This is a genomic window from Ruminococcus sp. N15.MGS-57 (assembly GCF_000980385.1).
Lineage (GTDB): Bacteria > Bacillota > Clostridia > Oscillospirales > Ruminococcaceae > Hominimerdicola > Hominimerdicola aceti.
The window spans coordinates 20600-43221 of the sequence record NZ_LARF01000009.1 but is presented as its reverse complement, the minus strand read 5'-3'; the positions used below and the strand labels follow the sequence as shown (position 1 = coordinate 43221).

Genomic DNA, 22622 nt, shown 5'->3' with positions numbered 1-22622 from the left:
CATACTATCCCCTTGGTGTTCCTGACGAAAAACGGACGTTTCCGATGGAAACGTCCGTTTTTATAGCCAAAAGAAATATATTCGGTTATTATTCTTCGTCCTTTGCGGCAAATCTGTTGAAGATAACTGCAAATATCGCAAAAATAACATATCCTGCGGCAATGACAGTGAGAATGTTCTTTGTCATTTCAACGCCTGTTGACGGATTTACTTTTGAGCTGTCAGCCTGCGATGAGGCCTCGTCAACTATCAGCTGTATCTTTTCTGTTGCCTGTGATCCTGTAAGCTCCTGCGAACTGTCGCCCTCGCTTACTGTAGTAACAGCCGCACCGACATTTTCAGGCTGTCTGGCTGCTGTTGTGGTGGTGCTTTCAGGCTGTGTGTTTTCGTCAGCCTTTGGCTCTGTACTTACTGTTGTAGTTGTGGTCGTTGTATCGTCAGCAGGCTTTGGTTCTGCCGCTGTGACCTTTGTAACGGCTGATGTGTCAACTGCTTCCTTGACAGGCGTTACTTCCACGGAGGCTATCTGAAAATCTGCATTTGCCTTTAAATAATAAAGCTGTACGAAAACCTCGTCACTTGTTCTTGAAGGGTCAAGATCTGAGTATATCCACTGTGCTTCCTCGCCACCTGTGAGCTTCGTGCTCTGTGCAGACCAGCTTCCGTCTACCAACGCACCGACTGCACCGCTTGCGTTGCCTGATGACTTTACGTTGACCTTTACATTGTAATGCTGTGAATAGTCTGTTATGTAGTCAGAAAGCTTGAAGCCGAACTGAAGGGAAGTTTCGCTGTTGAAGTCGGCGTCACCCTGCTTGTGTGTGAAAAGCGGTTCGGACTCAGGCTGTGCAGATGTTGCGGTCGTAGTGGTCTGAGTTTCGCTCTTTGCTGTTGTAGTCGTTGTGGTGGTTTCAACAGGCTTTGTTGTAGTTGTTGTAACTTTCTCAGATTTAGCCGTAGTTGTGGTAGTCGCTTCGGACTTGGTCGTAGTCTTTGCTGTAGTCGTCGTTGTAGTTGTGGTCGACTTTGATGTGGTTGTAGTAGCTTCAGCCTTAGATGAAGCAGTCGTAGTGGTCGTTGCAGGAGTTGTTGTGATCTCCTCCCCTGCACTGACAGTGAGCGGTGAACCCTCTGTAGGTGCTGAGTATGAAACTGACTTGTATCCACCGTCAGCTTCCGCCACCATTGTTTCAACCTCTACCCAATAGTTTATCTTGCCTGTTACGCCGTCCTTTACCTTGAAAGTCGCAAGGGCAAGGTCTGTGCTGTCCTTTATGTTAGAGCCTGTAAGGTTTGCACCGACTATTTTTATAGTGCCCGATGAAGCAACATAGTTGGTTATAACAGAGAATTTGCTTCCCACATTGTATGTACTCTCGCTCTCCTCATCGGTCGGCACATATACTGTTACCTTTGACGGGTCATAATGCAGGTCTATAGTGAAGCCTGCAACGCCTGTTTTATCAGGCTCAAGGCTCGCTTTTACGTTTATGCTGTCGCCTGCCTGTGCAAAGTTCTTGTCGCTTGTGAGCTTTATCTCGTTTCCGCCTGATGCACTAGCCACTGTGGAAACAATGCTCGTGAGCATAAGAAACGCTGTTGCCACCGACAGCGCCATCTTGTTTATTTTCAGTTTTTTCATTTGATACCTCCGTTGCAAAATCGTGTTTTTCTGTCAGTATTTTGCTCTTGATTAATTTTGTTTACTATTGTTTTGTCTTTAATTTGTAATATTTCATTATAAAATATTACAAGTTCTGTTACCTTTGTCGTAATAGGATTATATCACAATATAAAGTAGCACGTCAATAGTCAAAACAGCGAAAATAAGCATATTTTTTTGGATATATTTATAATGAGAGCATTTGTGTCACAATATGTATGTACCGATCAACAGCAAAGCCACTAAATAGGCTGTAATAAATCTGTAACCTTTAAGTGAAAGCTGCATTTTACTAAATGTAAATTTTTTATGTATCAAAAAGACTGTTGACAAAGCACTGAGAAATGTACTATAATGAGGGTGAAGTTTTGTACTTGATACAGAAAAATGTACAAACTAATGTGTGTAAAAATAAGGACTTATACATTGGCGTGCCTTGTTGTGGTATTGCCTATATCTTCTGAGGTGAACGAGTTGATAAAAAAGATGATTTCATATATCCTGTCATTTGCTATTGCAGCGTCAATGGCGGCTTCGTGTTTGACGGCTTCAGCGGCAAATATGACGGGAAGCTGTACGGCAGACGTTCTGAACGTTCGCAGCGGTGCAGGCACAGGCTATTCTAAAACAGGCACAGTAAGCTATGGCGACAGCCTGACTATACTTTCCGAAACCGCCGACTCAAGCGGTGCGAAATGGTATAAGATATCATGCGGCAATTTGACGGGCTATGTTTCTGCTGCATATGTTCAACTAACATCAAGCGGCTCGCAGGGCAGTTCTGACGCTGATTTTGAGAGGTATATGACAAAGCAGGGCTTTCCTGAAAGCTATAAGCCATATCTGCGAACGCTCCATGAACAGCACCCAAAGTGGATATTTACCGCTCAGAAGCTTGGCGTGGATTGGAACACTGCGTTAAAGGAAGAATGTGTTGTGGGCAGAAACCTTGTCCACTCGTCGGCACTGGCTTCATGGAAGTCAATGGAAAAGGGTGCATATGATTTTAACGGCGGTTATTGGTATGGGCTTGACGGCTCGTGGGTGGCGGCTTCAAAAGAGATAATAATGTATTATATGGATCCGAGAAATTTTCTCAACGATACATACATTTTCATGTTTGAAAATCAGTCATATGATCCCTCGTATCAGACGGAAAGCGGTGTAAAAACTATTCTTGCAGACACTTTTATGAGCCGAAGCTACACTTGTCCTGACACAAAGAAAAAGTATACATATTCGCAGACCTTTATGGACGCTGCAAAGAAATCGGGCGTTTCACCTTATCACCTTGCTTCAAGGTGCAGGAACGAGCAGGGCGTAAATGGTGCGCCGCAATCCCTTGGTACTGTGAAAGGCTATGAGAATTATTTCAACTTCTTTGACATTCAGGCTTATGCGACCTCTACCATGACAGCCGCAGAAATGGGCTGTAAGTATGCAAAGACTACTAATCCGACCTATCTTCTTCCTTGGACAAATCAGTACAAGTCCATAGTGGGCGGCTCGATATTCTTAGGCACAGGCTACATAACAAAGGGTCAGGATACCCTTTATCTGCAAAAATTTGATATGGTAGACGGCGGAAACGGGCTTTATTACCACCAGTATATGACCTGCGTTTTCGGTCAGGCGAATGAAGCAATAAGCCTAAAAAACGCCTATTCTCAGGATATTTTGAATAGCGCAATGGAGTTCAAGATACCTGTTTACAACAATATGCCTGATAAACTTTGCCCAAAGCCTACAAGCAGTGGAGATAACAACAATTATCTTAAATCTCTCAGCGTTTCAGGCACGAGCATTTCACCAAAATTCGATAAGTTCACCACAAGCTATACTGCCAAAGTCAATGCGGAGGTTTCTTCTGTTACTGTTAATGCAAATCCGCTGGGCAAAAGTGCAAAGGTGTCTGGAAAGGGCAAGGTGAGCCTTAAAACGGGCGAGAATACCATCAAGGTCACCTGCACGGCGGCAAGCGGTGTAAAACGGACGTACACCATAAAAATAACAAGAAAAGCCGCTTCACAGACACTGCAGCAGGGAGATGTGAATGGTGACAAGTATCTGACAGTTGTGGATGCTTTGCTCATGCTGCGTTACAATGCAGGCAAGACGCAGCTTGATCCCGCTCAGCTAAAGCGTGCGGATATGAACGGTGATGGAAAGGTCGATGTTATCGACGCTCTTACGCTACTGAAAAAGATAAGTCAGAGTTAAAAATGCAAAAAAACAGGAGCGTTACCACCATGGTACGCTCCTGCATGAGGCTATTTCATCATCATTGAAATGCCGTCCATTACGTCACCGATAGCTCTGATAGCACGTCCTGTGCGGCTTTTGAGCATTTTCTTTTCGCTTGATGTCGCCTCTGTGACTGCATAAGCCACTGTTCCTGCGGCTATCGCCATTGAAACGCCTGTTATCATTGACTTCATCTTCATTGCTGTTTCCTCCTTTTTTCTTTGTAATATTATTTTTCGCAGTAAGAGAACAGCTATGCCATGCAAATGAAGTCAAGAGGGTTGACGGTATTTTCCCGTGAATGTTCGTATTTTGTGGTGTTGTGAAGGCTTTTTCAGTTGATGTTTAGTGCTATTGTATAAAATGTGATTAAAATTTTTGCAATTTATATGTAAAAGTAAAAGAGGTATGTTCATATCTCAAACGTTTAGTATAAATATTATTCATAGATATATAATAAATATGTATTTGCATTAACATCAAAATAGTGGTATAATAAATGGGTATAAAAAATAAAGGATCTTGGTATGCTCTGAGATCTGATAGTAAGGAGTAATATTAAATGGGTATGACAATGACTCAGAAAATTCTGGCAGCCCACGCAGGTCTTGACGAAGTCAAGGCAGGTCAGCTTATAATGGCGAACCTTGACCTGGTTCTCGGCAACGACGTTACGTCCCCTGTGGCTATCAACGAGTTCAATAAAGCGGGCTTTACAGATGTTTTCGATAAGAATAAGGTCACAATGGTCATGGATCACTTTGCACCTAACAAGGATATCAAATCCGCTACACAGTGCAAGACCTGCCGTGATTTTGCTTCAAAGTATGACATAAAGAATTATTTCGACGTTGGCGATATGGGCATTGAACACGCTCTGCTTCCTGAAAAAGGACTTGTCGCTCCAGGCGACTGCGTTATCGGTGCTGACTCACATACTTGTACATATGGTGCACTTGGCGCATTCTCAACAGGTATCGGCTCAACAGATATGTGCGCAGGCATGGCAAAGGGAAAGACTTGGTTCAAAGTCCCAGCCGCTATCAAGTTCAATATCGTAGGCAAGCTTCCAAAGTATAGTGCCGCTAAGGACGTTATACTTCATATAATCGGCATGATAGGCGTTGACGGCGCACTTTACAAGTCTATGGAATTTTCAGGCGAGGGTCTGAAAAACCTCTCCATGGAGGACAGGCTTTGCATGGCTAACATGGCTATCGAAGCAGGTGCTAAGAACGGCATATTTGCAGTTGACGATGTTACACTTGATTACATCAAGGATAAGGTAGACAGAGAGTATAAGATATACAAGGCTGACGATGACGCTGAGTATGAGGCTGAATACACTATTGACCTCAGCCAGATAAAGCCTACAGTTGCTTTCCCGCATCTGCCTGAGAACGCAAGAACATTTGACGATATCCCGGAGGTCAAGATAGATCAGGTGGTCATCGGCTCATGTACGAACGGCAGGATAGAGGATCTGAGATGTGCCGCTGAGATACTTGACGGCAAAAAGGTGGCAAAGAACGTTAGATGTATCGTTATCCCTGCCACACAGAAGGTATATATGCAGGCCATGAAAGAGGGTCTGCTGGAGATATTCATAAATGCAGGCTGTGCGGTTTCTACACCTACCTGCGGTCCATGTCTTGGCGGACATATGGGTATTCTTGCAAAGGGCGAAAGAGCCGTTGCAACAACAAACAGAAATTTCGTGGGACGTATGGGTCACCCAGAATCAGAGGTTTATCTGGCTTCACCTTACGTTGCCGCCGCTTCAGCTGTGACAGGCAAGATCTCACAGCCGTCGGAAGTTATGTGATATTCGGGGAGAAAATCAGCTGACAGATCTTGCGTTGGGGGAATAATTGATATGCGGCATGACCGCATATACGACTTGGGGGCGAGAACAGATGAAAAATTATCTTAGGGAAATATTCTCCGATATACTTCTTAGTATTGTTACAAAGAAGTACGGAACTTCACTAAATGACTATCAGCGTGAGGAGAAGGCTGACGAGATCATTCAGGAACTCCATGACAAAAATACATTTACCGTGGAAATGACGCAGGCTCTTATTGACAAGAAGGGCTTCAATACCTTTTATACCTCCAATATCGGGGGTACACCTGTGTATGCTCTCGTTAAAGAGGGAATGTTCCACAAGGTAAAGATCTGCTATTTTATTACAAGAAACAAGGATACTATAGACGGCCCGTATCTTGAAAAGATATATGAAGAGCTTAGAAAACAGGCGATAGGAGAAAATATATTCCATTCGTCAGAGTTCAAGCAGGGCTGATAAAGTTTGACGAAAGGGGTTTTCATAATGAAAGCTTGCGGAAAAGTACATAAATACGGGGATAACGTAGACACAGACGTTATTATCCCTGCAAGATACCTCAACACACCTGATATGCAGGAGCTTGCACAGCACTGCATGGAGGATATTGACGTTGACTTTGCAAAGAACGTTCAGAAGGGCGATATAATGGTAGCAAAGAGCAATTTTGGCTGCGGTTCATCAAGAGAGCATGCGCCTGCTGCTATCAAGGCGAGCGGGATATCCTGCGTTATAGCAAAGACATTCGCAAGAATATTCTACAGAAACGCTATAAATATCGGACTTCCTATCATTGAGTGCGAGGAAGCTGCTGAGAAGATAGATAACGGTGACGAGGTGGAGATAGATTTCGACAGTGGCGTTATCACAAACAAGACCAAGAATGAGACCTATCAGGGTCAGTCATTCCCTGAGTTTCTTATCAATATCATCAACAGCAATGGTCTTCTTAACTCACTTAAATAAGATATTTTGAAACTTTAAGGGGGATCTCTCAAAAGGGGTCGCCCTTGAACTGTTTCTATGAAGGGGTGAAGCTATGAAAGCTAAAAAGCTATTTGCGGCACTTACAGCAGGGGTAATGCTGGTGTGCAGCGCAGGCTGCTCGAAAAAAGAGGAGAGCAGTAATAAATTTGAATACAGCAGCAAGGATTTTCTGCCTTTTATGGTAATGGTGGACGGCAGCAAGATAGACCTGACCCTAAGCTCTGCAGAGATAAACAGAAAGCTTGGCGGCAGTTTTGCAAGGGGAACTGCTTCAAACAGCAGTATAGTGCTTGTGGAAAAGGACGAAAAGATCGATAAAAAAGGCGTTACAACAAAGACCTTTGCCTGCAATAAGCCTGAGATAAATGGTGCTGGATTTTCCACTTTCAACGGACTTTGGGCGAATATAGACGAAGCAAGCATAGACAGCACTGTTTCACCCAACAGCATAAAGGTCAAAGGCTCTGACGGTTTGTCTTACTACTGGTCATATTATATGGATGGCGAGGAGATAGACTATAGTCAGGTGAACTTTGACGGCACTGATACGGCGGACAGTTATATGCAGTATCAGCTCAAAGGCATGGCTGCTGACGATTATTGCAAAAAGAAGCTTATTGACGGCGAGTGTTCGGTCTATACAGGCATTTTGTTCATGACAGCCGAAAAGCAGAGCTATTCCTGCGAGATAAGCGTTTCGACTTTAAATTCTGAGGAGGAAAAATAACATGGAAAAGAAAATAACAGTTATAAAGGGCGACGGGATAGGCCCTGAAATAGTAACAGAAGCACAGAAGGTCCTCGACAAGGTTGCTGAAAAGTTCGGTCATAAGTTTGTTTATACTGATATCCTTATGGGCGGCTGTTCTATAGATAAATATGGCGTTCCGCTTACAGACGAGGCTGTCGAGATAGCAAAGAACTCAGACGCAGTTCTGCTTGGCTCTATCGGCGGAAATACTTCCACTTCACCATGGTATAAGCTTGCTCCGAACCTCAGACCTGAAGCCGGACTTTTGAAAATAAGAAAAGAGCTTGGTCTGTTCGCCAACCTGCGTCCTGCAAATCTTTATCCTGAACTTAGAGAGGCTTGCCCACTTAAGGACGATATAATCGGCGATGGCTTCGACATGATGATAATGAGAGAGCTTACAGGCGGTCTGTATTTTGGTGCGAGAAAGACAGAGAACGTTGACGGCGTTGAAACTGCCGTTGATACTCTTACATATAACGAGAACGAGATAAGAAGAATTGCTATCCGTGGCTTTGACATCGCCATGAAGAGAAGAAAGAAAGTTACAAGCGTTGATAAGGCTAACGTTCTTGATTCTTCAAGACTTTGGAGAAAGGTAGTAAACGAGGTAGCTAAGGATTATCCTGAGGTCGAGCTTGAGCATATGCTCGTTGACAACTGCGCAATGCAGCTTGTAAGAGATCCTAAGCAGTTTGACGTTATCCTTACAGAGAATATGTTCGGTGATATCCTTTCAGACGAGGCCGCTATGATATCAGGCTCACTTGGTATGCTGGCTTCCGCTTCACTGAACGACACAAAGTTCGGTATGTATGAGCCTAGCCACGGCTCTGCACCTGATATCGCAGGACAGGATAAGGCTAACCCTATCGCTACTATACTTTCAGCTTCAATGCTTCTGAGATTTTCTTTCGATATGGATAAGGAAGCAGACGCAATCGACAATGCTGTCAAGAAGGTGCTTGAGGCAGGCTACAGAACAGGGGATATCATGTCAGAGGACATGAAGCTCGTTGGCTGTAAGAAAATGGGCAGTCTTGTTGCAGATATGATATAACAGCACAATACCAGTTTTCAGACGGTGATAATAAATGTATTATTATATTTTCGGAATAACAGACAAGGGAAATTACCGTGAACAGAATGAGGACTGCATTTTAATAGACCACGAGGTCATCAACAGCGGCAGCTATGAATCAACTGTCGCTGCTCCTTTTATTGCAGCCGTTTGCGACGGCGTTGGTGGAGAAAATGCAGGAGAGGTCGCCTCGGAGCTTTGTTTAAGGCATCTTTCCATTCTTGAATATAATTCAGGGGTGGATATGAAAAGAACGCTTATCGATGTTCACAACAAAATAAAAAAGCAGGGCGTAAGGGCTGAAAACGCTGCAAATATGCAGACCACCCTGTGTTGCCTTGCGGTGGACGAGGAAAGCAGAGCAATGTGCATAAACGTTGGCGACAGCAGAATGTACCGCTATGTGAACGGCACTATCAGACAGATATCTGTTGACCAATCCTATGCACGATATATGTATGAGCATGGCAGGATAGAAGATGTGTCAGAGCTTGAGCCACAGTATCAGAATGCCATAATATCTTCTATCGGCAGCACTCTCAATGAACCTGATGTGGCACAAACACCATTGGTGGCTGATTTTGGCAAAGAACCTGACGATATGATAATCATAGTGTCAGACGGCGTGTCGGATTACGTTTCTGAGGAAGAAATGGTGGTGGGGCTTGGTCTTGACCTTTCTGTTTCTGAAAAGCTAGGCGCTATAATGGAGCTTGCCCTCACAAACGGCGGAACTGACAATGTTTCCGTTGTGGGCATAAAGCCTTATCTTGACGATCATGAGCTTAAAACGCTCACAGCAAAAAAGGCTGTGGAAAAGACAGTGAGCGTGCAGGATATGCTTGAAAGTAAGAAGCCTGAAAAGGCGGAAGCTGTAGAGGAAAAGAAGCCTGACGAGCAGACAAAGCTTTTCTCTGATACGGTGGACGAGCTTATGAGCCAAATGAATGAAAGTATTGACTTTTTAAAGCAGATATAGTATAATCATATATTGATATATTTTTATGATCTTAGATGTATTTTGTAATTTGGAGGAAATAAAAAATGTTGAAAGAGTTACGTGGCTCAGACGTTATAATTGAATGTTTGCTGGAGCAGGGCGTCGATACAGTGTTCGGCTATCCGGGCGGAGCAGTTCTAAACATATATGACTCGCTGTATAAATATTCTGATAAGATACACCATGTTATCACCGCCCATGAGCAGGCTGCCTGCCATGCGGCTGACGGATATTCAAGAACAACAGGCAGAACGGGTGTTGTTATCGCAACTTCAGGTCCGGGTGCTACGAACCTTGTAACAGGTATCGCCACAGCTTATATGGATTCTATCCCTTTGGTGGCTATCACAGGAAACGTAACAAGAGATCTGCTTGGTCTTGACTCTTTTCAGGAGGTAGATATCTGCGGGATAACAATGCCTATCACAAAGCATAACTACATTGTGAAAGATCCTGCGGAGCTTGCTGACATTATCAGAGAAGCTTTCTATATTGCAAACGAGGGCAGAAAGGGTCCTGTTCTTATAGATATACCAAAGGATATCACAGGCGCACTTATGGTCTATGAGAAGAAAGAGCCTAAGAAGGTAGTAAATCATAATCCTGAGGGCATAAACGAGGAGATAGCTGCTGCGGCAGAGCTTATAAAAAATGCTGAGAAGCCTTTTATCTACGCAGGCGGCGGAGTTGTTTCTGCTGACGCAACAGAAGAAATGGCTGAGTTCGCAAGAAAAGTGGACGCACCTGTTTCATTGTCACTTATGGGTCAGTGCGCACTTGACAATACTAAGGACTGCTATATCGGTATGCTTGGTATGCACGGCACAAAGACAGCCGCTATGACGCTCAGCGAATGTGACCTTATGATAGTTCTTGGCTCGAGATTTTCCGACAGAGTTCTTTGCAACGCTAAGACATTTGCAAAGGATAAAAAGATCATACATATTGATATAGACCCTGCCGAGATAGGCAAGAATATCGACGTTTACAGCCATGTTACTGGAGACGTTAAGTATATCCTTGCAAAGCTTTGCGAGTTGCTTCCTGATATGAAGCACGAGGCTTGGATGAATACTGTTATGGATTGGAAAAAGCAGTATGCACTGAGAATGGTGCCTATCGAGAGCGAGGACGAGGTGCTTCCGCAGGACGTTATCGAGGAGCTTGACAGACTTACAGACGGCAAGGCTATCATCGCCACAGAAGTCGGTCAGCACCAGATGTGGGCTGCACAGTATTATAACTTCAAGTGTCCAAGAAGCTTTGCTTCAAGCGGCGGACTTGGTACAATGGGCTACGGCTTTGGCGCAGGAATGGGCGCAAAAGTGGGCAACCCTGACAGAACAGTAGTAAACATCGCAGGCGACGGAAGCTTCTTCATGAACTGCAACGAGCTTTCTTCACTTGCAAAGCATAAGATACCGCTTGTTGAGCTTGTTTTCGAGAACGACGTTCTCGGAATGGTAAGACAGTGGCAAAGACTTTTCTACGGCAAGAGATTTTCTCAGACTAACATTGAAAGAGGAACAGACCTTATGAAGCTTGCCGACGCATTTGGCGTTGAGGGCATAAGGATAACAAAGAAATCCGAGATAAAGCCAATGCTTGAAAAGGCACTCAAATGCGGTAAGCCTTGCCTTGTGGACGTTATCATCAACAAGGATATAAACGTTCTTCCAATGGTACCTGCCGGCGCAGACGTTTCACAGCCGATAATGAATATCGAACTTGATTAAGAAATCGAAATATAGGGGGTAATAAAATGGTAAAATATCCAAATGCCGCAAGCGGTATCAAAAAGGTGTTTCTGGCAAAGATCATAGGTGTTATAGGAGTTCCGCTTGCTTTTATACCGGGGATAGGCGCACTTCTTTTGATGACTTGTACCGTAGCCGCAACTATTTTCAACGTATGGGGAATACTTGAAGCTTCAAAAGACCATAATGGTTATCAGACAGCTCTTGTTTTCACAGTGGCTGATCTTATCTTTTCAATAGTTGACACGTTTATTGACAATACTGCGATATCAAATGTTCTGAGTTTTGCTGGCAATGTAATGAACATAGCGGTGCTTTACTATATCTGCAAATCAACAGGCGAACTGCTCAGGGACGTGAAGAACTACGGGCTTGCAAACAAGGGCGACCATGTGTGGAATGTAAACAAGACCTGCCTTATTGTCATGGCAGTGTGCCTTGTTGTGGCATTTATCCCGATACTGAACATTCTCGCTGCAATTACATCACTGATAGTCGCTGTTGTGACTATCTATGCGTCTGTGGTATATCTGATCTATCTCTATCAGAGCGGACAGTATCTCAGCCTTAACACTAATTTCTAAGAGATTTGAGAGCTGTACGGCAAAGGCTGTACAGCTCGTTTTTGTAAGGAGAAACTAATGAAATTCACAAAAAAATTCAAAGAAAATGCAGCCCTTGTGGTTCTTGGCGTAGTGCTTTTTTGGGGATTGACCAACTATGATAAGTTTTTTAGACTTCTGGGCGTAATGATCGGGGTCTTGAAGCCTGTTATATTTGGCTGTATAATCGCATTTATCCTGAATGTGCCAATGTCAGGCATTGAAAAGAGGCTTTTTAAGAAGCCTAAAAAAGAGAAATATGCCAAAACTGTGGAAACGCTGAAAAGACCATGCTCGATAGTGCTGACCTTTCTGCTTTGTCTAGGCGTTGTGGCACTTGTGTGCTGGCTTATTATCCCTGCACTCATAAAGACTTTCTCTCAGCTTTCAGACGATATCCCTGTGCTTATTTCAAATATTTCCAACAAACTCAACAATTCCCCCGAGATAGCAGGGTGGCTTGACAGAATGAATATAAGCACTGCTGATATTATCGATAAGGTTACAAGCTGGCTGAAAGACGGCGTTGTGATCTTGAACACACTCAGTTCAACAGTAAGCTTTGTGACAGATCTTTTCTCAGGTCTTGTGAACTTCTTCTTGGGAATCTGCTTTGCGGTCTATATGCTTGCCGCAAAAGAGCGGCTCAAAGACCTGTGCAAGCGCATAAGCTGTGCTTTTCTCAGCAATCGTATCACCGACCGCATAAGCCGTATATGCCGTCGCTCTATCGACACTTTTGCGAACTTTCTTGTGGGTCAGACCACGGAAGCAATTATCCTCGGCTCACTTTGCGGTATTGGTATGGCTATCTTCCGCTTCCCGAATGCGGTGCTTATTGCCATACTCGTTGCCTGCACTGCACTTATCCCTATTGTGGGAGCTTTTCTTGGTTATGTGGTGGGCTTCCTGCTTATATGCGTGACGGATTTCAAGCAGGCTGTGCTGTTTTTGTTGTTCATGTTCATTATTCAGGCTATTGAGGGCAATCTTATCTATCCAAAGGTGGTAGGAAACTCGGTTGGTCTGCCGTCACTATGGACACTTTTCGCTATCACCATAGGCGGAAACCTCTTTGGCATATTCGGAATGTTCATCGCTGTTCCTGTGTTCTCTGTTATATACTGCACTTTTGGAGAGGTAGTCAACTACAGAAATGAAAAGAGAGCTGTCAAGGTGGAGGATATATCATAATAAAATAGTCCGTACAAAAAAGGCTGCACAGTTTCGTACAAACTTGAGCTTATTGACAACGTCCTAAATAAGCGGGACGTCGAGGGCGCCGTCCCCTACAATTTATTTAAATACGCTGTTCATATGTAGGGGCGACCTCAGGTCGCCCATTTATTATAGTTTTTCGACACACAAAAAAGGCTGCACAGTTTCGTGCAGCCTTTCGCTATTTATGCTATTTTGTCATTTTACATAGCTTACATGAAGCAGTTCATGCTCTCTGCCCTTGAGGATACCCTCGTAAAGCTTATCCATAAGCGGATTTTCTTCTGAACGCTTCAAAGTGCAAAGCTTGTCAGCATTGTAAAGATTAACACTGCGCTCTTTCTTCTCGTCGATAGTAGCCTTTGGCTGACCAGCGCCGCCTATACAACCGTTTGGACAAGCCATAACTTCGATAAGGTCGAAATGCTCGCCAGCTTTCATTCTGTTCATTATGACTTCAACATTGCGAAGTCCGTTTACAACGCAGACTTTGATAGCCTTGTCACCAAGAGGTACTTCAAGCTCTTTTATGCCCTCGAAGCCTCTTACGCCCTCGAATGCAAGATTTCTCAGGGAAGCAAGTGACTTGTCTGTGGAAACACGTCTGATAACTGCTTCTGTTACACCGCCTGTTACACCGAAGATTACACCTGCGCCTGTCATAGTGCCGAACGGCATATCAACAGCTTCCGGCTCTATCTCGTTGAACACGATACCGGCTTCTTTTATCATCATGATAAGCTCCTGAGTTGTGATGACAAAATCAACCAGTGGTTTGCCGTTCTCGTCCTTGAACTCATCTCTTGCGGCTTCTCCCTTTTTGGCAGTGCAAGGCATAACAGCAACAGAAAGTATCTTCTTGCCCTCGCCCTTGAACTTCTCGTTTATTACGGAAGCAAACATCTGCATTGGTGAGCGGCAAGTGGAAATGTTAGGCAGTATCTCAGGATACTCATTCTCAGCATACTTTATCCATGCAGGACAGCATGATGTGAACAGCGGGAGCTTTCCGCCGTTTGCAAGCCTGTCTGCAAACTCCTTTGACTCCTCCATAACAGTGAGGTCTGCGGCTGTTGAGGTGTCAAAAATGTAGTTGAAACCTATTCTTCTAAGTGCTGCAACTATCTTGCCCATAACGTTCTCACCGTTGTAGCCGAACTCTTTTGCCACTGCAACTCTTACAGCCGGGGCTACCTGAGCCACTGCAATAGTGTCTTCCTGATTAAGCTCTTTCCAAAGCCTGTGGCTGTCGTTCTTTATGATTATAGCGCCTGTTGGACAGACTGCCGCACACTGACCGCAGCCAACGCAGTTTGAATCGCCTATAGGCTTGTCAAATGAGCAGGCAACCTTCATTTTTGAACCTCTGAATGCAAAATCTATTGCACCAACGTTCTGTACCTCGTTGCACACTCTTACGCAGTCACCGCAGAGGATACACTTGTTGGCGTCCCTAGTTATAGAGACAGAAGAATCATCGATACAAGGCTTGGACTTTGGATTGTCAAAACGTACCCTGTGGATATCAAATCTTGCGGCAAGCTCCTGCAATTTGCACTTACCGTTTTTATCGCATGTCGTACATTCGCCGCAGTGATTTGAAAGAAGAAGTTCCAATATCATCTTGCGGTATTTTCTCAGCCTTGGTGTGTTTGTGTATATCTCCATACCGTTCCTCGGAGGAGTTGAGCAAGCGGCTTCCATGCCACCCCACTTGTTTTCCACCATGCACATTCTGCAAGCACCGTATACTGAAAGCTCAGAATAGTAACAGAATGTAGGAAGCTCGATGCCTGCCTTTCTGATAAGCTCAAGCAGATTTTTTTCACCGTTTATAGCAACGGGGATATTGTCGATTATCATAAACTCTTTATTCATAGCTAAAATTAAACCTCCTTGACAGCTTTGAAATGGCAGTTGGAAATACAAGCTCCGCACTTTATGCACTTAGAGGTGTCGATCTTGAACGGCTTTTTGATCTCGCCGCTGATCGCACCCACAGGACAGACTCTTGAACACTTTGAACAGCCCTTGCATATCTCAGGGTCGATCTGATATGTCACAAGCTTCTTGCAGTTGCCTGATGGACACTTCTTATCTCTTATGTGAGCTTCATATTCCTCACGGAAGTTCTTTATTGTAGATACAACAGGGAATGCAGCCGTCTTTCCAAGACCGCAGAGAGCAGTTGAGGAGATAGTGTCGGCAAGCTCAAGAAGCAGTTCGATATCCCCCTCCTGACCGTTACCATTTACGATACGCTCAAGTATCTCAAGCATTCTCTTTGTACCCTCACGGCACGGAACGCACTTTCCGCAGGACTCGTTCTGGGTGAAATTCATGAAAAATCTTGCAACTTCTACCATACAGGACTTATCGTCCATAACAACAAGTCCGCCTGAGCCGATCATAGCACCGACTTTTTTCAGCGAGTCAAAGTCAAGCTGGATATCGAGGTTAGGTGTAACAAGACAGCCGCCTGACGGACCGCCTATCTGAACAGCCTTGAACTTTCCGTCACCTCTCATGCCGCCGCCGATATCGAATATTACCTTTCTGAGAGAAGTTCCCATTGGCACTTCAATAAGACCGGTGTTCGAGATGTTGCCAGTAAGAGCGAAAGCCTTTGTTCCAGGGGAGTTCTCAGGGCCTATGCTCCTGAACCATTTCGCACCGTTGTTGATGATAACAGGCACGTTAGCCAGCGTTTCAACGTTGTTGAGAACTGTAGGCTCGTTGAAAAGACCATGTTCAACAGTTCTTGGCGGCTTAACTCTAGGCATACCACGCTTGCCTTCGATAGAAGCCGTCAGGGCAGAGCCTTCACCGCAAACAAATGCGCCTGCACCACGGTTTATATGTATTCTGAATGAGTAATCTGTGCCGAGTATATTGTCACCAAGCAGACCAAACTGCTCAGCCTGTGCGATCGCACCTTTAAGACGTGATACTGCCAGCGGATATTCCGCACGAACGTAGATATATCCCTCTTTCGCGCCTGTTGCGATACCGGCTATCATCATGCCTTCAAGAAGTCTGTGTGGGTCGCCCTCCATGATAGAACGATCCATAAATGCGCCAGGGTCGCCCTCGTCACCATTGCAGACTATGTATTTTGTAGGGCTTTTCTGCTTTGCAACGCTTGTCCACTTTCTGCCAAGAGGGAATCCTCCGCCTCCACGTCCACGAAGATTAGATTCTGTCATTTCGTTGAGGATATCCTCAGGTGACATATTGAGAAGTGCCTTTTCAAAGGCTCTGTAGCCGCCTATAGCAAGATATTCCTTTATGGAAGTAGCGTCAATGTGACCGCAGTGTTCAAGGACGATACGCTGCTGCATCTTATAGAATGGTATTTCTGACTGCTGGCGATATATTTCGCCGTTTTTCTTGTAGCACAGTCTTTCAACGCACTCGCCATTGCAGATAGTCTTGTCAACTATCTCGTCAACATCGTCAAGCTTTACCTTAGTGTAAAGCCAGCCCTCCGGCTCTATTCTAACAAGTGGACCCATTTCGCAGAAGCCGTGACAGCCGCTTCTTTTTACGCCGATAGCGCCCTCGTGGACATCATCATCATGTGGCTCGTCAGCAAGTGCTACCACGCACTCCAATCCCTTTGCGGAGATAGTTTCTATAAGCTTCTGGTATATGTTCAGCGAACCGCCTGCAACACAGCCTGTACCTGCGCAAACAAGCACTTTTCTAGCCTGCTTGTCAACAAGCTTACCATACTGTTCACGAGCGTTGTCAAGATCGTATTTCGTTTTCAGCAGCATATTATTCAGCCTCCTTTTCTCTCAGTTCCTTAAGCAGAGCCGCAGCCTTGTCAGGATTCATCTCAGGGTGAACAACATCATTCACAGTGAGAACAGGGGCAAGTCCACAAGCACCAAGACATGAAACAGTTTCCACTGTGAACATCAGGTCGTCAGTGGTGGTTTTCTTCTCGCTAAGACCAAGCTCTCCTCTGAGATATTCGAGAATAGGTATAGATTTTCTTACATGACAGGCAGTGCCGTCACAACATTTGATAACGTATTTGCCCTTTGGCTCGAGAGAAAAATTCTCATAAAAGGTCGCAACGCTGTATATTCTTGCTTCGCCTGTGCCAAGCTTTTTTGCAAGATATGGGAATATTTCCTTTGGAAGATAGTGATATATCTCCTGAATATCCTGCAATATGGCTATGACCGCTGTTTTTTCATGATTTTCAAGAATTTTGTCGATCGGTGAATAATCAAATTCTTTTGTCATAAAATTTCCTCCATATAATTAAAGTTAAATTTGATTACAAAGTCAATAATCAAGACATACTGTCAACTATAATTATATACTATATGACACAAAATGAATAATGTTTTTATTTACATGGGCTATATATAAATAGAATAAGTATTGACTAACTTGTAGAAATACACATAAACGAAAACGTTTATATAGTTATAATGCATAAAAAATCGAGCCATTTTTCAATGACTCGACCTGCTGATACTATTTGATAAACTGAATTAATTATAAAAAATCATAGCCGTTTGTTTCATTAGATATACCTAACATTTCGTATATTATGTTAAGCCTTGCGAATACTTATCTCTCCTGAGGAAATATATTCTTCTCTGCCGTCCTCATATCTGACGTGCAGGCGACAGTCCTCATCAGCCCCAAGCATTGTGGCAGGAGTTTTTTCGCTTCCTCTTATGACGTTTATCTTCTCGCCTACCCACAGCAAGCGTTTTCTGTATTCTGGGTAAAAGCTGTTTTCTTCAAAGCTGTCATAAAGACGCATGAAATTGTTTATTATCTCTGCGGCTATCCTGTTTCGCATATCGCTTTTTCTTTCGTGGAATATCGGTCCTGCGATATCTCTTATTGCCTCAGGAAAACCGCCTTCCGGCTCGTAGGTGTTCACACCGATACCAAGCACAGCGTAGTCAAGTCCGCCGCTTTCCATGCTGAAAGAAGCCTCCGTGAGTATTCCGCATATCTTCCTGCCGTTTATGTAAATGTCGTTGACCCATTTTATGTCAGGCTTTTGGTCACTGACCTTTTCCACAGCAAGGGCAACTGAAACTGCAGCAGCAGTGGTTATCTTAACAGCGTCAGCCGCAGCCATGTCAGGGCGGAGAAGAATGCTCATGTAAAGTCCCGAATCAGAGGGAGAAAAGAAAGAACGTCCAAGCCTTCCACGCCCCTGGGTCTGCATACCTGCAATGACTATCCTGCCCTCGGGCACACCCTGATTTGCATAGTCTTTGAGTACCAGATTAGTGGAGCTTACTTCCTTGTATACCTCTATTTCAAGCCCCTGACGATCAGGGTCAAGATATTTTTTTATGCCTGCAAGGGAAAGTATATCAGTATTTTCATCAAGGGAATAGCCCTTGTTCGTCACCGCAGAGATAGGGTAGCCGTTTTCCTGCAAAGCTTTCACAGCTTTCCAAACAGCCCCTCGGGTACAGCCCAGCGTGTCAGCAAGCTGTTCACCTGAAAGATATTTGCCCTTGTTATGGTCGAGAAGTTCCAGCACTTTGTCTTTTATTGCCATAAAAATGCCTCCTTAATGAGATAATTATAGCACAAAATAATGTTTTTTTCAATCTTTAGGAGCAAATATATTTTTTCATGATAATGTATTTTGTAGTGTACTGTGTTGACAATATATATAAATGATGATATAATATAATTGAAAGATAAACACATACATTTTAATATATTTGGAGGTGTTTTGTATGGCAAAAAATCAGACTTTAGTTCAATTCCGTGTTGACAGTGACCTTAAAAATGAGGTAAGCGAGATATACAGTGCATTAGGAATGGATCTTCCTACAGCTTTCAGAATGTTTATGGTGCGCAGCAAAATGGTGCGTGGAATACCATTTGAAACAGTTCTTCCTGAAAATGCTGTTACAAGAGCAGAGGGACTTGAAGCGTTTGAAAAGCTTAGAGAGCAGGCAACTGACGTCCCTGAAATGTCTTTGGACGAGATAAACGCTGAAATAGCAGAAGTGAGAAAGAACAGGAGAAAATGATAAATGAAAGTCTGCGCTGTTATTGACACAAATGTTATCGTATCTGCTCTTATCACTAAAAATTCGCAATCTCCGCCGTGTATGGTGCTTCGTGAGGTGCTTGACGGCAGGATAACGCCGCTGTTTCATGATGACATAATAGATGAATATGCGGAAGTCTTGAACAGACCTAAGTTTCACCTAAAAGCTGAAACTATCCAAACAATGATAAATTCTATTATTTCAAATGGAATTAAAGTTGACCCGAAACCGACAGGGGAGATACTCGTGGATATGGACGATCTTATTTTCTACGAGGTAGCAATGGAAAAGCGTGATAATAATGCTTATGTTGTCACGGGAAATAAGAAACATTATCCCATGAAAGATTTTATTGTTACGCCGTCAGAAATGATGAACATATTGAATGAAACAGAATGAACCTATGCACAGTCTATATGGGCTGTGCATTTTGTTTTGCTTGGCACTTACCTTAAATTTTCCACATTAAGAAACCATTAAGAAAAAATTGTGCAAAATGACGGATAATAATATTTGCATTTTGCACAGCTATGTTGTATAATATAATAGTATATGTATGAATTGAAACAGAAAAGGACGATGACAATGTTTTATAACCTTTTGGCTAAGACGAATAATACTACATTGGTGCTGCTTGTGCCAATGCTGTGCAGTTTTCTTATTGCTTTTTTCAGCCTGAAATTCTTCAAACGCATTTTGCCTAAAGATCAGGGCAGAGCGTTCGCTGTGAACGGTGCTCTTTCTGAGGGCAAGCCTCGTGGCGCAGGAATTATCTTCGTGACTTCCTTTACCCTTTGCACAGCACTTTTTCATCCTCTCGATATCGAGAACATAATCTATCTCGTGCTTGTGTATGCCGCCATGCTCAGCGGATATTTTGACGATGCTGCTGAAACTCCTTGGGGCAACCTGAAAAAGGGCCTTATCGACCTTGTTATATCTCTTGGCATTGCGTTTACATACTATTTTTATAACGGCTCGCAGGTGAAGCTTTATATCACAGATTCCACTTTCACTATCCCTGCACCGCTGTTCATAATCCTTGCAGGCGTCCTCGTTTGGACGGCTATAAACGTTACAAACTGTACAGACGGCGTTGACGGGCTATGCGGTTCATTGGTCATGACAGTTCTTCTGCCACTTGCATTTATGGTGACAAAGAGTGGTGCGGCTGATATGCTCCTTCCTATGATAATGTTCGTGACGCTTGCGGCTTATCTGTGGTTCAACTGCTCGCCTAGCCAGATGCTCATGGGTGACGCAGGCTCGAGAGCGCTGGGCGTTTTCCTTGCAGTGATGTTTTTGAAAACTGCCGCACCGTTCGCATTTATCCCTATGGCTATAGTTATCATACTTGACGGCGGACTTGGACTTCTCAAGCTTTCTTTCAGACGTTTCCTGAAAATAAAGAATTTTATGGAGGGCATAAGAACTCCTCTTCACGACCATGCAAGAAAGAACAAGGGCTGGTCTGATACTCAGGTAGTAATAAGATTTACAATTTTGCAGATAATAGTAAATCTGTGCTTTATGGCATTCGTGCTGTAAAAAATATGTGCGGGACAAAAACGGTCTGACCTTTTAATGGACAGGCTGAAAATTCGGAGATGATGAAAATAAAAAAGAACCTGAAATATGTTCTTAATATATTCTTTATTGTGGTCATAGGCTGGCTGACAGTCAGACTGCTTTTCAGAGGAGAAGAATTTTCCGACATAGTGGCGGATCTTCACCTTGCAAAGAAAAGCTGGCTTGCAGTGGGTGCTGTGTGCGTGTTCTGCTATGTGGCAGGGGAGTCGGTCATAATAAAGTATATGCTAAGGCTTTTTGAAGTAAAAACTCCTTTCAGGCGTTGTTTGAAATATTCGTTTATAGGCTTTTTCTTTAGCTGTATAACGCCGTCTGCTTCCGGCGGACAGCCTGCGCAGATGTATTACATGAAGAAAGACGGCATAAAGATAGGCTTTTCCACCTTGATAATGCTTATCATCACCATAGCTTTCAAGGCTGTGCAGGTGCTTCTTGCAGTGGCGTTCCTGCTTTTCAACTTTGGCTTTATAAAGCTTCATGTGGGACGGCTTTGGTGGCTTCTGCTTATCGGATTTATACTGAATATCGCCTATATCGCAGGGCTTGTGTTTATTTTCTATAAGCCTTTGTGGGCGAGAAAAATGGGCATAAAGCTTATAAATCTTCTGACACGCATAAGGATACTCAAAGAAAAGAACAACGAAAAATACATAAACAAAATAAAGCGTATCTGCGATAATTACATGATCGGTTCGGAATATATAAAGAGCAATGTGCATACTGTGATAAATATTTTTCTTATCACACTGGTGCAGAGACTGTTCCTTCTGGCTGTCACATGGATAGTGTATAAGTCATACGGCCTTAGCGGAACAGGTTTTTGGAATATTATCGCACTTCAGACTATGATAGGCGTTGCAGTTGAAATGCTGCCATTGCCTGGTGCGGCAGGCGTAACAGAGGGCTGCTTCACATATATGTTCATGAGCATTTTCACCGCAGAGCTTGTAAAGCCTGCAATGCTACTGAGCCGTGGACTCAGCTTCTATTTACTGCTGATAATGAGCGCATTGGTAACGTTCGTGGCTCACTTTATCGTTATGAGGAATGATAAGAAGAATGGTCTTGAGGGGTCGCAGGAAGTTAAAAAAGAAGTCGAAAAAGAATGAGAGGAAAAGAAAAAATGATCGGTTTTTATAATTATTCGGTAATACTCACATACATAGGACTTGTTTCGTCAGTGTTCGGGATCACTCAGGTCTTTGAAAATCATATGTCCATAGCCTTTCTCTGCCTGCTTCTTTCGGGTATCTGCGATCTTTTTGACGGCAAGATAGCAAGAAGCATGAAAAACAGAACAGAGCATGAAAAGGTGTTCGGCATACAGATCGACTCACTGTGCGACCTTGTTTGCTTCGGTGTTTTCCCTGCTGTAATAGGCTATCACTACAATTCAGTTTATCCGCTTCGTCTTATCGCAAGCATTATGATAGTTCTGGGCGCTGTTATCAGACTTGGCTACTTCAACGTTATGGAGGAAGAGCGTCAGAGAAACACAACAGAGAACAGAAAAGAATATAAGGGTCTGCCTGTTACAACAGTTGCTATGATACTTCCTCTGCTGTTCATGGGTCAGCACAATATACCGAGAAATATTTTTCCATTTGTTTTCCATAGCTTTATGATACTTATTTCAATACTCTTCGTATTAAAAATAAATGTCAAGAAGCTTTCCATGAAAGGCGTGCTGATACTCTTTACTATAGGTGCGATAATCCTTCTCGGCTATCTTAAAATGCAGCATATAATCTAAGATAAAAGTTACCTGAATGGGAAATGTTTTTGCCGGACAGGTGTGTGAAAAACAGGACGTCTGGTGTGTCGTCCCC

At 43.6% G+C, this 22622-nt stretch carries 21 protein-coding genes; 15 read left to right on the top strand and 6 right to left on the bottom strand.

Annotated elements, in window-relative coordinates:
- Positions 1 to 88: 88 nt before the first annotated feature.
- Positions 89 to 1642, bottom strand: a complete 1554-nt coding sequence (locus WS40_RS03090; RefSeq protein ID WP_046440099.1) for a cohesin domain-containing protein — start codon at positions 1640 to 1642, stop codon at positions 89 to 91.
- Between the two features lie 408 nt (positions 1643 to 2050).
- Here WS40_RS03090 and WS40_RS03085 point away from each other — a divergent pair, with 408 nt between their 5' ends.
- Entirely contained in the window at positions 2051 to 3883 is a 1833-nt protein-coding gene (locus WS40_RS03085; RefSeq protein WP_325208382.1) for an SH3 domain-containing protein, read from the top strand.
- A gap of 50 nt (positions 3884 to 3933) precedes the next feature.
- Here the strand turns inward: WS40_RS03085 and WS40_RS11330 are convergent, their stop codons facing one another.
- Entirely contained in the window at positions 3934 to 4107 is a 174-nt protein-coding gene (locus WS40_RS11330) for a hypothetical protein (RefSeq protein ID WP_022288469.1), read from the bottom strand.
- A 362-nt stretch (positions 4108 to 4469) separates the two neighbouring features.
- Between WS40_RS11330 and leuC the strand changes: the two genes are divergently transcribed.
- From leuC to WS40_RS03040, 9 genes are all read left to right on the top strand, one after another.
- The gene (gene leuC, locus WS40_RS03080) at positions 4470 to 5732 is read left to right on the top strand and encodes a 3-isopropylmalate dehydratase large subunit (RefSeq protein WP_038670838.1); all 1263 of its coding nucleotides are present in this window, start codon (positions 4470 to 4472) and stop codon (positions 5730 to 5732) included.
- A 91-nt stretch (positions 5733 to 5823) separates the two neighbouring features.
- The gene (locus WS40_RS03075; protein ID WP_022288467.1) at positions 5824 to 6213 is read left to right on the top strand and encodes a hypothetical protein; all 390 of its coding nucleotides are present in this window, start codon (positions 5824 to 5826) and stop codon (positions 6211 to 6213) included.
- A gap of 27 nt (positions 6214 to 6240) precedes the next feature.
- Positions 6241 to 6720: a 3-isopropylmalate dehydratase small subunit gene (gene leuD / locus WS40_RS03070; RefSeq protein WP_022288466.1), complete on the top strand. Its 480-nt coding sequence runs from the start codon at positions 6241 to 6243 to the stop codon at positions 6718 to 6720.
- Between the two features lie 73 nt (positions 6721 to 6793).
- The gene (locus WS40_RS03065; RefSeq protein WP_046440096.1) at positions 6794 to 7468 is read left to right on the top strand and encodes a hypothetical protein; all 675 of its coding nucleotides are present in this window, start codon (positions 6794 to 6796) and stop codon (positions 7466 to 7468) included.
- Position 7469: 1 nt separating this feature from the next.
- Complete coding sequence (leuB, locus tag WS40_RS03060) at positions 7470 to 8552, top strand: 3-isopropylmalate dehydrogenase (RefSeq protein ID WP_046440095.1); 1083 nt, start codon at positions 7470 to 7472, stop codon at positions 8550 to 8552.
- A gap of 34 nt (positions 8553 to 8586) precedes the next feature.
- Complete coding sequence (locus WS40_RS03055; RefSeq protein WP_046440093.1) at positions 8587 to 9552, top strand: PP2C family protein-serine/threonine phosphatase; 966 nt, start codon at positions 8587 to 8589, stop codon at positions 9550 to 9552.
- Between the two features lie 65 nt (positions 9553 to 9617).
- Positions 9618 to 11309, top strand: coding sequence for a biosynthetic-type acetolactate synthase large subunit (gene ilvB / locus WS40_RS03050; RefSeq protein ID WP_046440091.1), 1692 nt, complete (start codon positions 9618 to 9620; stop codon positions 11307 to 11309).
- Positions 11310 to 11335: 26 nt separating this feature from the next.
- The gene (locus WS40_RS03045; protein ID WP_046440089.1) at positions 11336 to 11914 is read left to right on the top strand and encodes a hypothetical protein; all 579 of its coding nucleotides are present in this window, start codon (positions 11336 to 11338) and stop codon (positions 11912 to 11914) included.
- Positions 11915 to 11971: 57 nt separating this feature from the next.
- On the top strand, positions 11972 to 13126 hold the full coding sequence (locus tag WS40_RS03040; protein WP_046440086.1) for an AI-2E family transporter: 1155 nt from the start codon (positions 11972 to 11974) through the stop codon (positions 13124 to 13126).
- 222 nt (positions 13127 to 13348) lie between these two features.
- On the opposite strand, the gene WS40_RS03035 is transcribed toward WS40_RS03040, so the two are convergent.
- The 4 genes from WS40_RS03035 to WS40_RS03020 form a co-directional block, all read right to left on the bottom strand.
- On the bottom strand, positions 13349 to 15028 hold the full coding sequence (locus WS40_RS03035; protein ID WP_038670850.1) for a [FeFe] hydrogenase, group A: 1680 nt from the start codon (positions 15026 to 15028) through the stop codon (positions 13349 to 13351).
- Between the two features lie 8 nt (positions 15029 to 15036).
- Positions 15037 to 16929, bottom strand: a complete 1893-nt coding sequence (gene nuoF / locus WS40_RS03030; protein WP_256320618.1) for an NADH-quinone oxidoreductase subunit NuoF — start codon at positions 16927 to 16929, stop codon at positions 15037 to 15039.
- Between the two features lies 1 nt (position 16930).
- Positions 16931 to 17407 (bottom strand): complex I 24 kDa subunit family protein, encoded by a 477-nt coding sequence (locus tag WS40_RS03025; RefSeq protein WP_022288457.1) that lies wholly within the window; start codon positions 17405 to 17407, stop codon positions 16931 to 16933.
- 316 nt (positions 17408 to 17723) lie between these two features.
- Positions 17724 to 18698: a biotin--[acetyl-CoA-carboxylase] ligase gene (locus WS40_RS03020; RefSeq protein WP_046440081.1), complete on the bottom strand. Its 975-nt coding sequence runs from the start codon at positions 18696 to 18698 to the stop codon at positions 17724 to 17726.
- 184 nt (positions 18699 to 18882) lie between these two features.
- On the opposite strand from WS40_RS03020, the gene WS40_RS03015 reads away from it, so the two are divergent.
- The 5 genes from WS40_RS03015 (at position 18883) to WS40_RS02995 (ending at position 22546) form a co-directional block, all read left to right on the top strand.
- On the top strand, positions 18883 to 19182 hold the full coding sequence (locus WS40_RS03015) for a type II toxin-antitoxin system RelB/DinJ family antitoxin (protein WP_046440079.1): 300 nt from the start codon (positions 18883 to 18885) through the stop codon (positions 19180 to 19182).
- A 3-nt stretch (positions 19183 to 19185) separates the two neighbouring features.
- A complete protein-coding gene (locus WS40_RS03010; protein ID WP_046440078.1) occupies positions 19186 to 19602 on the top strand; it encodes a putative toxin-antitoxin system toxin component, PIN family in 417 nt (138 codons plus the stop codon).
- A 153-nt stretch (positions 19603 to 19755) separates the two neighbouring features.
- Positions 19756 to 20751: a phospho-N-acetylmuramoyl-pentapeptide-transferase gene (locus WS40_RS03005; RefSeq protein ID WP_325208381.1), complete on the top strand. Its 996-nt coding sequence runs from the start codon at positions 19756 to 19758 to the stop codon at positions 20749 to 20751.
- 59 nt (positions 20752 to 20810) lie between these two features.
- The gene (locus tag WS40_RS03000) at positions 20811 to 21902 is read left to right on the top strand and encodes a lysylphosphatidylglycerol synthase transmembrane domain-containing protein (RefSeq protein ID WP_022288454.1); all 1092 of its coding nucleotides are present in this window, start codon (positions 20811 to 20813) and stop codon (positions 21900 to 21902) included.
- A gap of 14 nt (positions 21903 to 21916) precedes the next feature.
- Positions 21917 to 22546, top strand: coding sequence for a CDP-alcohol phosphatidyltransferase family protein (locus WS40_RS02995; RefSeq protein ID WP_022288453.1), 630 nt, complete (start codon positions 21917 to 21919; stop codon positions 22544 to 22546).
- Positions 22547 to 22622: the final 76 nt, after the last annotated feature.

Bases quoted from the DNA above. Each gene is read 5' to 3' on its own strand.
- WS40_RS03090 (WP_046440099.1), bottom strand. From the start codon at position 1,642: ATGAAAAAACTGAAAATAAACAAGATGGCGCTGTCGGTGGCAACAGCG.
- WS40_RS03085 (WP_325208382.1), top strand. From the start codon at position 2,051: ATGTACAAACTAATGTGTGTAAAAATAAGGACTTATACATTGGCGTGC.
- WS40_RS11330 (WP_022288469.1), bottom strand. From the start codon at position 4,107: ATGAAGATGAAGTCAATGATAACAGGCGTTTCAATGGCGATAGCCGCA.
- leuC (WP_038670838.1), top strand. From the start codon at position 4,470: ATGGGTATGACAATGACTCAGAAAATTCTGGCAGCCCACGCAGGTCTT.
- WS40_RS03075 (WP_022288467.1), top strand. From the start codon at position 5,824: ATGAAAAATTATCTTAGGGAAATATTCTCCGATATACTTCTTAGTATT.
- leuD (WP_022288466.1), top strand. From the start codon at position 6,241: ATGAAAGCTTGCGGAAAAGTACATAAATACGGGGATAACGTAGACACA.
- WS40_RS03065 (WP_046440096.1), top strand. From the start codon at position 6,794: ATGAAAGCTAAAAAGCTATTTGCGGCACTTACAGCAGGGGTAATGCTG.
- leuB (WP_046440095.1), top strand. From the start codon at position 7,470: ATGGAAAAGAAAATAACAGTTATAAAGGGCGACGGGATAGGCCCTGAA.
- WS40_RS03055 (WP_046440093.1), top strand. From the start codon at position 8,587: ATGTATTATTATATTTTCGGAATAACAGACAAGGGAAATTACCGTGAA.
- ilvB (WP_046440091.1), top strand. From the start codon at position 9,618: ATGTTGAAAGAGTTACGTGGCTCAGACGTTATAATTGAATGTTTGCTG.
- WS40_RS03045 (WP_046440089.1), top strand. From the start codon at position 11,336: ATGGTAAAATATCCAAATGCCGCAAGCGGTATCAAAAAGGTGTTTCTG.
- WS40_RS03040 (WP_046440086.1), top strand. From the start codon at position 11,972: ATGAAATTCACAAAAAAATTCAAAGAAAATGCAGCCCTTGTGGTTCTT.
- WS40_RS03035 (WP_038670850.1), bottom strand. From the start codon at position 15,028: ATGAATAAAGAGTTTATGATAATCGACAATATCCCCGTTGCTATAAAC.
- nuoF (WP_256320618.1), bottom strand. From the start codon at position 16,929: ATGCTGCTGAAAACGAAATACGATCTTGACAACGCTCGTGAACAGTAT.
- WS40_RS03025 (WP_022288457.1), bottom strand. From the start codon at position 17,407: ATGACAAAAGAATTTGATTATTCACCGATCGACAAAATTCTTGAAAAT.
- WS40_RS03020 (WP_046440081.1), bottom strand. From the start codon at position 18,698: ATGGCAATAAAAGACAAAGTGCTGGAACTTCTCGACCATAACAAGGGC.
- WS40_RS03015 (WP_046440079.1), top strand. From the start codon at position 18,883: ATGGCAAAAAATCAGACTTTAGTTCAATTCCGTGTTGACAGTGACCTT.
- WS40_RS03010 (WP_046440078.1), top strand. From the start codon at position 19,186: ATGAAAGTCTGCGCTGTTATTGACACAAATGTTATCGTATCTGCTCTT.
- WS40_RS03005 (WP_325208381.1), top strand. From the start codon at position 19,756: ATGTATGAATTGAAACAGAAAAGGACGATGACAATGTTTTATAACCTT.
- WS40_RS03000 (WP_022288454.1), top strand. From the start codon at position 20,811: ATGATGAAAATAAAAAAGAACCTGAAATATGTTCTTAATATATTCTTT.
- WS40_RS02995 (WP_022288453.1), top strand. From the start codon at position 21,917: ATGATCGGTTTTTATAATTATTCGGTAATACTCACATACATAGGACTT.